General features: G+C 47.2%; 14 protein-coding genes. 5 read left to right on the plus strand and 9 right to left on the minus strand.

Going from position 1 to position 13,681, the window contains the following annotated elements:
* Positions 1-24: 24 nt before the first annotated feature.
* The 4 genes from BMX82_RS11020 to BMX82_RS11035 are packed head-to-tail and all read left to right on the plus strand — an operon-like array spanning position 25 to position 3,664.
* A complete protein-coding gene (locus BMX82_RS11020) occupies positions 25-747 on the plus strand; it encodes a glycosyltransferase domain-containing protein (protein ID WP_197051289.1) in 723 nt (240 codons plus the stop codon).
* Complete coding sequence (locus BMX82_RS11025; protein ID WP_091768940.1) at positions 744-1,709, plus strand: glycosyltransferase family 2 protein; 966 nt, start codon at positions 744-746, stop codon at positions 1,707-1,709. The genes BMX82_RS11020 and BMX82_RS11025 overlap by 4 nt, the downstream gene beginning before the upstream one ends.
* The gene (locus tag BMX82_RS11030) at positions 1,706-2,677 is read left to right on the plus strand and encodes a WaaS/CpsH family glycosyltransferase (protein WP_091768943.1); all 972 of its coding nucleotides are present in this window, start codon (positions 1,706-1,708) and stop codon (positions 2,675-2,677) included. Before BMX82_RS11025 ends, BMX82_RS11030 begins: the two co-directional genes overlap by 4 nt.
* A 6-nt stretch (positions 2,678-2,683) precedes the next feature.
* Positions 2,684-3,664: a glycosyltransferase family 8 protein gene (locus BMX82_RS11035; RefSeq protein ID WP_091768946.1), complete on the plus strand. Its 981-nt coding sequence runs from the start codon at positions 2,684-2,686 to the stop codon at positions 3,662-3,664.
* Here BMX82_RS11035 and BMX82_RS11040 read toward each other — a convergent pair.
* Genes BMX82_RS11040 through BMX82_RS11070 form a run of 7 tightly spaced genes read right to left on the minus strand, consistent with a single transcriptional unit; the run spans position 3,661 to position 10,236 of the window.
* Positions 3,661-4,527: a beta-1,6-N-acetylglucosaminyltransferase gene (locus tag BMX82_RS11040; RefSeq protein WP_091768949.1), complete on the minus strand. Its 867-nt coding sequence runs from the start codon at positions 4,525-4,527 to the stop codon at positions 3,661-3,663. The two genes, BMX82_RS11035 and BMX82_RS11040, sit on opposite strands and share 4 nt — an antisense overlap.
* An 8-nt stretch (positions 4,528-4,535) precedes the next feature.
* A complete protein-coding gene (gene glf, locus BMX82_RS11045; RefSeq protein ID WP_091769515.1) occupies positions 4,536-5,636 on the minus strand; it encodes a UDP-galactopyranose mutase in 1,101 nt (366 codons plus the stop codon).
* A complete protein-coding gene (locus tag BMX82_RS11050; RefSeq protein ID WP_091768952.1) occupies positions 5,629-6,747 on the minus strand; it encodes a glycosyltransferase family 2 protein in 1,119 nt (372 codons plus the stop codon). Before BMX82_RS11050 ends, glf begins: the two co-directional genes overlap by 8 nt.
* Positions 6,690-7,682, minus strand: a complete 993-nt coding sequence (locus tag BMX82_RS11055; RefSeq protein ID WP_091768955.1) for a glycosyltransferase family 2 protein — start codon at positions 7,680-7,682, stop codon at positions 6,690-6,692. The genes BMX82_RS11050 and BMX82_RS11055 overlap by 58 nt, the downstream gene beginning before the upstream one ends.
* On the minus strand, positions 7,683-8,525 hold the full coding sequence (locus BMX82_RS11060) for a DUF4422 domain-containing protein (RefSeq protein ID WP_091768958.1): 843 nt from the start codon (positions 8,523-8,525) through the stop codon (positions 7,683-7,685).
* Positions 8,526-8,527: 2 nt separating this feature from the next.
* The gene (locus tag BMX82_RS11065; protein WP_091768961.1) at positions 8,528-9,373 is read right to left on the minus strand and encodes a DUF4422 domain-containing protein; all 846 of its coding nucleotides are present in this window, start codon (positions 9,371-9,373) and stop codon (positions 8,528-8,530) included.
* On the minus strand, positions 9,370-10,236 hold the full coding sequence (locus BMX82_RS11070; protein ID WP_091768964.1) for a beta-1,6-N-acetylglucosaminyltransferase: 867 nt from the start codon (positions 10,234-10,236) through the stop codon (positions 9,370-9,372). Before BMX82_RS11070 ends, BMX82_RS11065 begins: the two co-directional genes overlap by 4 nt.
* A 290-nt stretch (positions 10,237-10,526) precedes the next feature.
* Between BMX82_RS11070 and BMX82_RS11075 the strand changes: the two genes are divergently transcribed.
* Positions 10,527-11,306, plus strand: coding sequence for a glycosyltransferase family 32 protein (locus BMX82_RS11075; protein ID WP_091768966.1), 780 nt, complete (start codon positions 10,527-10,529; stop codon positions 11,304-11,306).
* Between the two features lie 10 nt (positions 11,307-11,316).
* Here the strand turns inward: BMX82_RS11075 and BMX82_RS11080 are convergent, their stop codons facing one another.
* Both BMX82_RS11080 and BMX82_RS11085 read right to left on the minus strand, forming a co-directional pair.
* Positions 11,317-12,192, minus strand: coding sequence for a hypothetical protein (locus BMX82_RS11080; protein WP_091768969.1), 876 nt, complete (start codon positions 12,190-12,192; stop codon positions 11,317-11,319).
* Entirely contained in the window at positions 12,134-13,678 is a 1,545-nt protein-coding gene (locus tag BMX82_RS11085) for an MATE family efflux transporter (RefSeq protein WP_091768972.1), read from the minus strand. The genes BMX82_RS11080 and BMX82_RS11085 overlap by 59 nt, the downstream gene beginning before the upstream one ends.
* Positions 13,679-13,681 lie beyond the last annotated feature (3 nt).

Here is a 13,681-nt window from a genome sequence, read left to right on the forward strand (position 1 = left end):
CATTTCACGACAAGAGGGAACCGCATGCTCGAGAAGTTATCCCCACGATTAGACACCGCCAACCTGAGGATGGCGGTATATACCTGTATTGTCGGTCATTATGACAGGCTGATCGAACCTCGGATCGCAGAACCCGGGATTGATTATTACGTGTTTACCGACATCGACATCCCCGCAGGCTCTGTATGGAAGAAAATTGACATCACCCAGTTCGACGAGTACCACGAGTTCTCTCCTACCCAGCTGAACAGGAGAATCAAGATGCTGCCGTTCATCTACCTTCCCGACTACGACTATTCCGTATATGTCGATGGCAACATTGAGATAGAGGGAGCCGTCACCCCCGTCGTTGCAGAAATGGGAGACTGCCCGTTCGGTACACATTATCACCGCACGAGAGACTGCGTCTATGTAGAGAAGGTGCGCGTCAACTATCTCAGGAAGGCCGACAAGGAGACTGTCGACAAGCAGACAGCCGCCTATCGGGAGGCAGGCTTCCCCCGTCACTATGGTCTGTATGAGAACAGCATACTTATCAGGAGCCACCGTGATGAGAGTGTCCGCCATCTGATGGAGGCCTGGTGGGAGGAATACATGCGCTACCCCACCCGCGACCAGCTCAGTCTGCCGTACCTCATCTGGAAGACAGGCTACGACAAATCGAGCATCCATATCATTGGTACGAACATAGACCGAAACCCTAACTTCAAAAGAACGCATTCTCACATAACAGCCAAACCGTCATGAAGCCTATCATCAGTGTCATCGTCCCAGTCTATCAAGTCGAGGCATACCTTCCACACTGCCTTGACAGTCTGTGCAGACAGAGTCTGCCAGACATCGAGCTCATCCTTGTCGACGACGCCTCGCCAGACAGGTGTGGTGCCATCTGCGAAGAATACGCCGCGAAAGACTCGCGCATCAGGGTGTTTCATCAACCGGAGAACCGAGGTCTTTCCGCCGCACGTAACCTGGCTATCAGGAATGCCGCCGGCGACTTCCTGATGTTTGTCGACGGCGACGACTGGGTCCACGAGGACTTCTGTAAGGCCGCATACGAATGTGCGCAACAGCACCATGCCGACTTAGTGATGTTCAACTACGTCCATGTCAGGAAGGGAGAAAAAGGAGACGCGAGCCAGCGTAAGGCCTTCAGATCGTTTACCGAGGGATGCAAGACCAAAGAGGAGTCGCTCGACATGATGCTTGCAGACGGAGGCAACGCCGCATGGAACAAGCTCTACCGGAAAGAGCTGTTCAAGGATGTCACCTACCCCGAAGGCTTCCTGTATGAGGACACCGGCGCCACCTACAAGCTGGTGTTCAAAGCCACCCGTTTCTATTTCCTCGACCAGGTGCTGTATTACCAGAACATCCGTCCCGACAGCATCACGACATCAAAGGTGACCCAAAAGGTATTGGACGACAGAGCCACTCTGAACATACAGCGCTATCGCGACCTCACGTCATGGGGCTTCCGCTCAGAGATGCTTGAGTACCGTTTCCTGAGTTTTGCGATGTGGTATTGTATGCATCAGAAAAGAGACATGTCAAACCCAGACTATATCTATCTGTCCCGTGCCCTTCGCTCGTGCAGACAGGTACCACAGGCGTTCACTTCCAAGAAGAGGTACACCCTCTGGCTGTTCAAGCACTGTCCATGGCTGATTGATTTGTTCTACACCATAAAAGGGAGGGAGGTCATATGAAATATGTATTCTTAGACGACCACTACGATCAGGGGCATTTCCTGATGAGCGACCTTGAGAATCACCAAGACTGCAAGGTGATCTATAAAGACCGGCTACACCAGAATGCCATTATCAATGCGTTCTGTTGCTCACATATTATCAGAAAGATCAAGAAAAGGCTGAGAATGCCTTTCAGAGAGAGAGCCTATCATGCCATTCTCCACAGATACTGTGATGCCGACACCCAGGCCATCTTCATGACCACAGGCTGGTATTGCGACATGCTCATAGGCTATATCAGGATGAAATATCCACATATCAGACTGGTGATGCTGATACGTGACACCGTAAAAGACAACACAGACAGGAACAAGGAATTCGAGATAGGGAAGATCAAACGGCTGTTCGACCTTGTCATCAGTTACGACAATGTCCACGACGTGCCAGTCTACGGACTGACCTACGCCCCGGTCTATATGTCAAAGACAGACAGTCTTGACCTAAGCTCGTTGACCTGCAAATACGACATCACCTTTATCGGTGCTGCCAAGGACAGGCTCGACCTCATCCACCGCATCTATCAGAACTGCATGGCCCATGGTCTCAAGGCCTTTTTCTACATCTTCCGTGTCAAGAAATCCAAGAAGCTCTCCCACAGTGGCATCATCTACTCGAGGAGATACCTGAAAAGACTGATGTTCCTGGAAAAAGAGCTGGAAGCAAACTGCATCCTGGAAATACTGAAAGGCGACGCCCATTCCAATACGACACGTTTCTGGGAGGCCGTCATCTACAACAAGAAGTTCTACACCAACTGGAAAGGCATCGTCGACTCCCCTTACTACCATCCCAAGTACATCAAGGTATTCGATAATCCCGACGATTTAGACTACGACTTCATCAGAGAGCGTATTGATGTTGATTACAACTACCAAGGAGAGTTGTCCCCCCTTAAATATATAGATCTGTTTAAACAACTGTTATAAATTAAAATGAATAGAAACACTATTGAAAACGCCCCCATTCAAATTGTTGCATGTCTTGACAAAGATTTCGTCCTGACCACGGGCGTGATGATGTGCTCCATATGCGTTAACCATCCCGATGTCGGCATTGACTTTCACCTTATTTGTGACGAGAGCGTGACGGAGAACGACAGGAAAGACCTGGAAGAAACCGTTCTCAAATACCCTGGAAAAAGAACTATCTTCTACAATATCGACAGCCAGTCAAGCAATAAGTACCCCTATCGGTTAGGAGCAATCTCACAAGCCACTTACTACCGGCTGTTTCTGACAGAGATACTCCCTCCGTCAATCAACAAAGTCATCTATATAGATGGAGACTGTATCATACGGCACTCCCTTCTACCACTTTGGAATACCGACATCACCGATTATGCAGTAGGAGCCTGCATAGACGGTCTGGAGGGCGTGACTGATTTTTATGAGCGCCTTGGATATCCTCGTGAAAAAAGCTACTTTAATGCCGGAGTGATGTTTATCAATCTGGATGATTGGCGCCGCCACCATGTGCTCGAACAATCTATGGACATTCTTCATAACCATCGAGACAAGATATTCCTCGAGGATCAGGATGTCATGAATATGTTATTTCATGACAGAAAGATAATCCTTCCCCTCAAATACAACCTCCAGGCGGGTCTTCTTTGGAAAGACCGTCTTTGGGATTATCAGAAATTCGAGGAACAATTTAAAGACGCGCTGGAAGATCCCGTCATTATCCATTATACGACGACCGACAAACCCTGGTACATAACTTCTTCCTACCACCCCCATCCATTTAGGGACTCATTCTACAAATATCAGAGCATGACCAAGTGGAATAACATCCGCATTGAGAATCGCTCTAAGATTAGAAGAATAAGAAACTTCATAGGAGACATCCTCAGGCGAATAAACATCAGGCAACTGGGACCATCACAATATATAGATGTTCATCCTGTAGATTAGCAGATATACCTCCTTATCCTCCTGACAAGTTCAAGATTGGCTTCAGAGAACTTCCTGGCCCACAGATACGGGCTATCGACAAGTTCACTGAAGTCATCGTCCTGCCATACATACGGGATCCCCCTATCCCAGTCGATATATCTGCAGCAGCTTGCAAACTCATCGTCCGGGTTATAGACCCTATCCATATACTTATTCTCATACAGGAAGGTCTGTAGAAACATCTCGTCGGGTACAAACACATGCTTATAGCGCTTCAAGATCCGCTCTTTCTGATTGACCAGTTCCTCTGCCAACGACTTCGTGATACTAAACCATTGCGAGCCAGTTCTCAGATTCTCCAATGGAGAGATACAATGAAAATGCAACCACTTTTGTACGCGAACGCACAGGCCATTCACTCTCATGAGGTATTTAGGCTCCTCACCCGGCCTTCCCGGTACAAACGGGCGCCATATTACTCTTTTCGACAATGTATCACGGTCGTGAGTTTTTGAGAAGCCCACGAACTCCTTTCCCTGGTTTTCCTCAAAGAAATGCTGTATGTATGAATTGCTCTTGATGGGGAAATCGACGCCCGACAAGAGGTGGATGTAATCATAATCCCCCTTCACAGCCTCAGTCAGCAGGTTTAGTGTAGCCTCAACGACACTGATATGCCCCCACTTCACGTCGACCCGGTTTTTCAGGAAACAGAGCTTCGAAAACCTCATGCCCTCCAGAAAAGACGCCTCATCAAACTGAGATACTTTCAAGTCCATATGGACATAGATATCATTATCCGGAGAATCCAGAGTTGTCAGCAGTTCTTTCAGCAGATGAAAACTGCCATGGGCCAGGATCAGGTAAGCGAACTTCATCATATCAGCTATTATCTCAAGTCCATCACAAGCAGCTTCTCCACGATCTGATGCATATCATAATACTTGTATTCCGCCAATCGGCCTACAAACATCACATGGTCCAGGCGGTCGGCCTCCGCCTTGTACTGCGCATACCGCTCTCCGTTCCTGGCATCATTCACAGGGTAATACGGTTCCATCCCCAGCTGCCACTCCTGCGAATATTCCTTCGTGATGACAGTCTTGGGCTGTGTTCCAAACTCAAAGTACTTATGTTCCACGATGCGGGTATAAGGATGGTCGTGGTCTGTAAAGTTCACGGCGATATTCCCCTGATAGCTCTCCTGATCAAGCACCTCCTCTTCGAAGCGCAAACTGCGGTATTCCAGCGGTCCGTACTTATAATCGAAGAACTCATCAATCGGACCGGTATAGACTATCTTCTCCGCTAAGCCGTCATACGCCTCCCTCTGTCTGTTGTAGTCGACGCCCAGTCTGACCTCAACACCATCAAGCAGTTTCTCGATGATCCTGTTATAGCCGCCAACGGGTATGCCCTGATAACAGTCATTAAAATAATTATTATCATAGCGATAGCGGACAGGGAGGCGTTTGATGATAAACGACGGCAGGTCTTTGCAGTCCCTTCCCCACTGTTTCTCCGTATATCCTTTGATCAGTTTCTCATAGACCTCACGCCCTACCAGTGAGATGGCCTGTTCCTCCAGGTTACGAGGCTCGCCAGTCACCTCCTTGCGCTGCTCCTCAATCTTAGCCTTTGCCTCAGCTGGAGTCTTTGTCCCCCAGAGCTCATAGAACGTATTCATATTGAAAGGCAGATGATAAAGCCGTCCTTTGTATGATGCCAAGGGACAATAGCGGAAGTGGTTGAAAGGCACCAGCGTGTTCACGAAGTCCCATACCATCTTATTGGAAGTATGGAAAATATGTGGGCCATACTTATGCACATTGATATCCTCTATCTTCTCACAATAGAGGTTACCTCCTATATGCGGGCGTTTGTCAATCACGAGTACAGACTTGCCTATCTGCTTCAGGCGATAAGCCATCATAGAGCCGGCCAGTCCCGCTCCGACAATCAGGTAATCATATTTTAAGTTCTTATTCATCATCCCTAATTATTTGTTTTTTTATTCCAGATACAATAACATAAAAATACCGATGGCACAGATATTCCCAATAAGAAGCAATAAAGGGTGGCATCATGAAATGCAAGTCATGAAAAATTTTCTTTATATGGAAGCCATTCGCATGTATAATAGATTTCACAGGCGCTTTCACATAGGGGCGCATCTCCTGATAAGTTGATACAAAATCCGACAGGGTTGTTGTATGGAAGTCAAGAAGCTTGTAAAAGAACAACCTATAAACACGATATATATAATCATCTGTTTCTATCTGGCGTTCATCGACGAAAGCTGTTATATCTTTAATGATTATCATTAAGTTATTATAGTATTTCCTCCCATCATCCGGAGCAGACAAGCCGTCATCTCTATATCTATAAAGATATGTCGTATGACTCACGACATAGAAAGACGATGCCAGACAAGCAATCTGGAACGACCATAAATGGTCCTCATATATCAGTCCCTCTTTAAACCTTAGATGATTTTGCCTGATGAAGTCAGCTCGGAGCAACCTGTTCCATGCTGTCATATTCTGCCATTCGCTGATGGTTCTCATCATGGTCGAAGGAGAGAAGACCACATCATGAGGAAGATGCTGTTCCAAATAACTTTCCACGTATTCCCGCTGGCCTGATGGCAGGATCCTGTAACGTTTCAGACATCCCATTACCACATCATGCCATTCTTTTTCCAAGGGTTTTGCCAACGACTCAATACAATCATCAGTCAGTTCGTCGTCACTATCCAGAAAAAACAGATAGTCACCAGTAGCTACATCCATACCGGTATTCCGAGCAGCAGAGAGCCCCCGATTATGAGTATGATGCAAGACCTTGAATGAAACGGCGCCAGTATATTCTGCTATTAGTTTCCCGGCAATCGCCATACTTTCGTCAGTGCCACAATCATCTACCAGAATACATTCCATGGAGCCGTCGTACGTCTGACGCATAACACTCCTCAAGCAAGCCTCAACATAAGGCTCTACATGATAAACAGGGACTATGATGCTGACAGACGGCCTTTTCATCTCTATCTGGTGTTTAGTGCAAATCTGACAATATAGTGGAACAGCTGTCTGCCGGGCCATGTCTTGCGCATCATGCTGGTTGCCAGCAGCAGCGACCGGTTATGGAGATCATGCCTGAAAGACAGCTCCTTTCTGAATTTCCGTGCAGCCTGAGAGTACAGGCGACTCTTAGGGCTCTCTATGTAGTTCAGGCAGAAGCCCCTTATATAGAACCTTGCCTCTCTCTTACTATCCACCTTACTGAAATGGTTTGTAATCTCTTCATAGATATGTCCTTTATAGACCAGCATTCTCTTCGTGTCAAGGCTTGTAGTAATCGAGCCAGGATGTCTGTGATAAATATATGTCACATCATTGATCAGATACGCATGCGAGACATGCTGCATCACATAGAACATCCAAGGTGCATCCTCCCAATACAGGTTCTCATCGAAGAACAAAGAGAAACGGGTAATCATATCCTTCTTTATCAGTTTATTCCATGCCGTTGTCTCAATATTCTTCTTCACGTAATAATATTCGCGCACCTCGTCATTCGTTCTCAGGTCGGCCTGCTCATGTTTTTTCGGCATGGATACAGCCCCCCTGCTTCCTTCACTCCTTTCCTCCACATTGCCCACGACGAGGTCGATCGTGTTGTCGCGCTCAACAGGTGCAGCCAGTTTCTCTATACAGTCGCTTGATATCTCATCGTCGCTATCCACATAAAGGATATAGTCACCCATGGCAATCTGCGTCCCTGTGTTTCTGGCAGCAGAGAGGCCTTTATTCCTTTCATGACTGACAATTCTGAAGCTGATGGGACCGTCATACTGTTCAATCAGAGCCTTACACTTCTCAATACTGTCATCGGGTGTTGCGTCATCAACGAGTATACACTCGAAACAGTCGTATGTCTGTCGCATGACCGACGCCATGCAACGCTCGATGTAAGCCGACACCTTATAAACCGGCACGACGACTGAGACCATTATGTTCTTCTTCCCTTCGCGCATCTACTGAACACTTATACGGTCTGATTTGAAGCCGACCAAGACAGCAGGGTCATACCAGTCCTCTAATGTCTTTTCCCAGGAGGAGAACTTACGAGTATACACCTTGTTTACCACCTTCATCAAAGGCACGGCACACTTAGACCTACGAGATCTTATCTTTGGCACCCCCGGTTCATCATTCACATCTACGAAATGTACTTTCAGGTGATGATGTATCATATATGCCGCCATCAGATATTCGCCCATATAGGCCAACGTACGCCTGGCTCTTGTATATGGCATCGGCTTCAAGTGTTTCTCGCACTCAGACAAGATATCGAAAAGCCATTCCGCATACTGGTCGAACAGCTGTTTCCTGCAGATCAGCATATTAAGCGGATAAAGGAAGTTGCCTCGAAAGAAATCGAGCATGGTCTGTTCGTAATCAGGATACTTCTTCTTAATCACCATTAGAAGAATCGTAAACTCGTCTAAAGTGATATAAGAAAGGAAGTCCATTCTCACAGGATAGGGGAAACACTTCTTCAGCGCTATCACATCATGGTTTCTCAACAAGCGGTCAACCTTCTCCGATGTTATCCTGATATCAAAGAAACGTCTGTAATGACAAAAGCCGACATACTCCACATCATGCAGGTTCTTCCATGCCCAATACTGGGCAGTCAGTTCACAGTACACGGGATTCTTCTCACTGATGTTATCACCAGTGTCGTCACCAATCATATCGGCCATCTCCTCCTTGAACCTGGACACGGCGCGCCCCACATGAATTGGGGTGTAAATATCATCCTGATATACCTTACCCGGTTTATGGCAGGCCACTAATATCTTTATCTTCTCCATGACTATATTTCTATTTGATCCTGTTTGAAGCCGACCAAGACAGACTCCTGGTAATAACTCTCAAGAGACCTGTTCCTCCTGAATATCATCATATATGCCCGATGAATCACATGGCACCAGCAATGCCTCCGTATGATATAAGCACGCCATCTCCACGAGTGCCTGACAAATTCATGGTTCCCACAATAATCGACAAAAGCCATTTTCTTGTGATGATACATCATATAAACAGGCATCAGGTATTCACCCATATAAGCCAGCGAGCGTTCCAGTCTGGAATAGGGCACTGGCTTCATGTGTTTCTCACACTCAGACAGGATATCAAAAAGCCATTCTGCATACTGGTCGAACAGTTCCTTCTTACAGATAAACATGTTCTTGGCATAAAGAACATTCCCCCGGAGATAGTCGATCATGGTCTGTTCATAATCCGGGTATTTCTTTTTCACCACCATCATCATGATAACCAGATGCTCCATGGAGATATACCGCATGATCTCCCAATACATAGGAAAGGGGAATACCATCTTCAGTGCGATGACATCTTTATGCTTCAGCATATCGGTCAACTGACTCTCCGTGTTCTCAAAATTAAAATACCTCCGGTAATGGCAGAAACCGATATAGTCCACATCATGCAGATTCTTCCATGCCCAGTATTGTGCGGTCAGTTCACAGTATTTAGGATTCTTCTCACTGATGTTATCCCCAGTATCGTCACCTATCATGCCAGCCATCTCCTCCTTATACCCGGAAACGGCACGCCCCACATGGATCGGGGTGTAGATATCATCCTGATATACCTTTCCTGGTTTATGGCAAGCCACTAATATCTTTATCTTACTCATTTATCTGCTATATAACTCTTTATTCTCCCAATCAGGTCCATATTACCCTCAGAGAACTTCCTTGCCCACAGATACGGGCTGTTGACTAGCTCGTCGAAGTCATCATCCTGCCAGACATAAGGTCCTCCCCTATGCCAGTCGATCTGTCTGCAGCAGCTTGCGAACTCATCGTCCGGGTTATAGACCCTGTCCATATACTTATTCTCATACAGGAACGTCTGTAGGAACATCTCGTCGGGGAAGAACACGTGTTTATAACGCTTCAAGATCCACTGCTTGCGGTTTACCAGTTCCTCAGCCAACGGTTTCGTGATGCTAAACCAGGCAGAGCCCATCTTCAGACTGTCTATTGGCGATATACAACGCAAATTCAACCTCCTTTGGACAGCTATGAAGCGTTTGTTCATCTTTTGAATGAACTTCGGCCTCCCGTCAGCCCTTCCTACCAACTGACGCCAGACAGTTCTTTGTTCCAGAAAAGCCCGGTTAAGCACTTTTGAGAAGCCCACGAACTCCTTTCCCTGGTTTTCCTCAAAGAAGCGCTGTATGTATGAATTGCCCTTGACGGGAAAATCGACGCCCGACAGCAGATGAAGATAATCATAGTCACCCTTCACCGCTTCAGCCATCAGATTCAGCGTTGCCTCGACAATCGTGACATGGCCCCACTTCACATCGACCCGGTTTTTCACGAAACAGACCTTCGAAAACCTCATGCCCTCCAGGAAAGCCGCCTCATCAAACTGAGATACTTTCAAGTCCATATGGACATAGATATCATTATCTGGTGAATCCAGAGCCGTCAGCAGTTCTTTCAGCAGACTAAAACTTCCATGGGCTAATATCAGATACGCGAACTTCATAAAACGGATGCAAAGTTACGAAAAGTTGAGAGCAAAACAAAAGAATTTATTCTTTTTTTGCCGAGACGGAGTAACTTCGCTGTCACAAACGGCAAAGTTACGAAAAGTTGAGAGCAAAACAAAAGAATTTATTCTTTTTTTGCCGAGACGAAGTAAGTTCGGCGAAGCTAAAGTTAATAAAAATCCGGTAATCAGCCAAACGGATATAAAAAAATCTCTAATCAAGTGAGTTGATTAGAGATTATTTACTATCTTTGCAAACGTAAACGAATGCAGCATTACGCACATCTATGATACCTAAGATTATACATTACACCTGGTTCAGTGGCGAAGAGATGCCGCCGGTTGTCAAGGACTGTATCGCCTCATGGAAGCGGCACATGCCCGATTACGAGCTCCGTTTGTGGGACATGAATGCCATCAAGGCTCTCGACTGTGTTTTCCTGAAAGAAGCATTAGCCGTCAGGAAATGGGCTTATGCAGCCGATTACGTCAGGCTTTACGCCTTATATCATGAAGGCGGTATCTACTTGGATACAGACGTCATGGTATACAAGTCCTTCGATGACCTTCTTCACCATAAGGCCTTTATCGGTAAGGAAAGTGCCTTAAACCGTTCGCTCTTAGAATTCAGATGGGCCCACTACCTGACATCCCATTGCATGGGTGCCGTACCGCATACAGCATTCATCAAGGACTGTCTCTCCTATTTCGAGGACAGGCATTTCATACAATCACAGAACGAGGCCCTTCCCGAAAGGCTCAGATACAACTACGTCATCCTTCCCTATATACAAGCGGTCATCGCACGTGAATACGGCTACGACTGGAACCCCAAGAATCAGACCACGCAGAATTGCAAGGATGATCTGGTGATATACCCATCAAAGTACTTCTGCGGATACAGTTACCAGTCTGTTACCTACTGTGAGCATCTGGCCTTAGGCAGCTGGAGAGACTGGAAGATCACATCCTCAGAGAGAAAGGTCCAGAACCGTATCAGGAGAAAGATCAGGAATGCCCTGGATCTGCTGTTATTCAAATGCTCCTATGTACTGATGAAGATATGACAGCCTTCCGCTATCTCCAGTTCATCTTATACATAAAAGCCGACACCTTGCATAGCAATTCATAGACCTGTGGGAGATAACACATCAGGAAGGCCACCCAGGGCTTCACTTCCAACAGGCCACTGTTGACAGTCATCCGTCTGCAGACATAGTTCTGATAACCCTGTCTGATAATCTCCAGATGGAACGGGATATGTTCACAGAACGCGTCCTGCGGGTGTTCTTTCAGTCTGACGGCCTGATAATGCAAGTCCTTGATAGCATCATACCGATAGACACCGATGCCCCCGAATGCCGACTTAACAGGATAATAGGCATTCTTCCTGACCCTCTTATCCAACATCCGTCCTCGCTTCTGCTGGAAGTACATGGCGTCATGCCAGTCTTCATCATAAGCCAGGAAGGCATACTGGTCGTACTGATACCTATACAGCTTATGATTGGGCAGCGTCAACCGTCCGTTCGCCATGATGGCGCCCCAGTCATCAGGCGCCTGAGAGATGCCGTCGATGACCCCTTCCACGTCGAAATCAAAGATATCGACATCCATCATGATGACGATGTCGTGGACAGGCAGTCTCCTGATATCCCCCAGCAGGCGGTTCCTGAGATCCGCCATGTGGCTGATCCGTTCGACGCTGCAGTCAGCCAGGCGTTTCGATTCGTCGGTAAAAGAATCGACCACCACCCTGCCATTCTCCTGAGCCCAGTCATGCAGAAGCTCCTTCGTGCCATCCACGCTGTCGTTCTCGACCACCACGATATGATACTCGTCGAAGAAAGAGCACAGTTTCTCTATTCTCGGCTTATTGCGAAGGATGGCCTCCTTACAGTCTCTTGCCAAAAGGCCAACGACGACAGAGCGATATAACATAGGTTCTCTCATGATCACTTAATGCCACGAAGAATGCCAGCAGGCATCCCGACAAGAGCATGATACCACTAACCATTATGAAATTATAGATATCAGGCGAGGCAACCGCCCTCACACATCCGTATCCTAAGACAGCCATCAGGGCCGAGAACTTGATCAGCGGCACGATGACCCGTTGCAGATAGTACGCAAGACGCATCCTGATATTAGGCAGTACAATGGCGATACGCACACACTGGGCAGCAAGCGCCACCAACAGGAAGATATAATAGACAATCACAGGATCAGCTGCTGACACAAATTTCAGGAACAGATACGACAAGGGAAGCGTCAGCACATTAACAGCCTCGACCCATATCTGGAATCTCCTGATATTCCCGGTGGCATGATTGGCAATCACCAGAGGATTGACCTGAGCCTCAATCAGGTTCAGGATCAATATGATTCTGACAAAATCGACCGCAAAGGGCGGATAATGGCCTAACCACAGCGTCAGCACATAAGGTGCATAACAGAAAATGGGCAACGACAGGACAAACAGGAACAGATAAGTATATTTTGAAGCAGCCACCACCAGTTTATACATATCATCAAGACGATTGCTGGCATAAGTAATGGTGATCTGCGGGTTTATAGCCTGATGGATATTAGAGCTGAAGCTGTTCAAGGCATTCTGTACCTGCATGGCGACCCCCCTTGCCGCATTGACAGACGGGCCGAAGAACACATTCAGTAGGATGTTCACGCCCTGACCGTTACAGATGCCCGCCAAGCCGCCAGTCAGCGACCATCCCATGAACGACAGCAGATTCTTAGCAATCCCCTTGTCGTAAAGCCGTTTCCCCCTCGCCTCCTCGAATCTCGTATGGCAATACCACACATTGACGAGAAAGGTCACGACCGAGATCAAGGAGAACAGGAAGCCGTAAGCGATGAGTTTGTCATAGTCCACCCGTGCGAGGCACAGGACCATCACCAGTTTCAGGACGACTTCCATCAGAGAGATGGCAGCAAAGACCCCCATCCGCTCATGAGAGATAATATCGGCGGTGAACGGTGCCTGAACAATAAAGAAGAAGGCACTCAACACAGAGAAATGCAGAACCCAGACAGCCGCTTGCAGCCTCTCTGCAGGGATGACCAGCACATTCGACACAAACCACAGTCCCAGCGTTTCCATAAACAGACACACCAGAAGGGCTAAGCCCAGATGAATCAGCATGCTGGCAGAAAGCACCTGATTGAGTCTTTGCATATTCCCGGTGCCGATCTCGAATGTCAGGAACCTGTTTGTAGAGGCATTGAGCGGGCTGAAGATGAGAGAGAACAGGCTCACCACGCCGCCAACGACATTACACACGCCATAGTCAACGACGCCCAGAGTCTGGAGGATGATGCGGCTGCAATACAAGTTGATGAGCAAAAACAACATCATCCTGCCGTATAGCAGGAAGGTGTTCTTGATAATCCTCTTCTTGTCTAAGCAGTTCTGTTCCATCAC

The organism is Prevotella sp. khp7 (assembly GCF_900109055.1).
GTDB lineage: Bacteria > Bacteroidota > Bacteroidia > Bacteroidales > Bacteroidaceae > Prevotella.

Coding starts and splice junctions, on each gene's coding strand:
- BMX82_RS11025 (WP_091768940.1), top strand. CDS start 744: ATGAAGCCTATCATCAGTGTCATCGTCCCAGTCTATCAAGTCGAGGCA.
- BMX82_RS11075 (WP_091768966.1), top strand. CDS start 10,527: ATGATACCTAAGATTATACATTACACCTGGTTCAGTGGCGAAGAGATG.
- BMX82_RS11020 (WP_197051289.1), top strand. CDS start 25: ATGCTCGAGAAGTTATCCCCACGATTAGACACCGCCAACCTGAGGATG.
- glf (WP_091769515.1), bottom strand. CDS start 5,636: ATGAATAAGAACTTAAAATATGATTACCTGATTGTCGGAGCGGGACTG.
- BMX82_RS11050 (WP_091768952.1), bottom strand. CDS start 6,747: ATGGCCCGGCAGACAGCTGTTCCACTATATTGTCAGATTTGCACTAAA.
- BMX82_RS11085 (WP_091768972.1), bottom strand. CDS start 13,678: ATGGAACAGAACTGCTTAGACAAGAAGAGGATTATCAAGAACACCTTC.
- BMX82_RS11040 (WP_091768949.1), bottom strand. CDS start 4,527: ATGATGAAGTTCGCTTACCTGATCCTGGCCCATGGCAGTTTTCATCTG.
- BMX82_RS11030 (WP_091768943.1), top strand. CDS start 1,706: ATGAAATATGTATTCTTAGACGACCACTACGATCAGGGGCATTTCCTG.
- BMX82_RS11065 (WP_091768961.1), bottom strand. CDS start 9,373: ATGAGTAAGATAAAGATATTAGTGGCTTGCCATAAACCAGGAAAGGTA.
- BMX82_RS11055 (WP_091768955.1), bottom strand. CDS start 7,682: ATGCGCGAAGGGAAGAAGAACATAATGGTCTCAGTCGTCGTGCCGGTT.
- BMX82_RS11070 (WP_091768964.1), bottom strand. CDS start 10,236: ATGAAGTTCGCGTATCTGATATTAGCCCATGGAAGTTTTAGTCTGCTG.
- BMX82_RS11035 (WP_091768946.1), top strand. CDS start 2,684: ATGAATAGAAACACTATTGAAAACGCCCCCATTCAAATTGTTGCATGT.
- BMX82_RS11080 (WP_091768969.1), bottom strand. CDS start 12,192: ATGAGAGAACCTATGTTATATCGCTCTGTCGTCGTTGGCCTTTTGGCA.
- BMX82_RS11060 (WP_091768958.1), bottom strand. CDS start 8,525: ATGGAGAAGATAAAGATATTAGTGGCCTGCCATAAACCGGGTAAGGTA.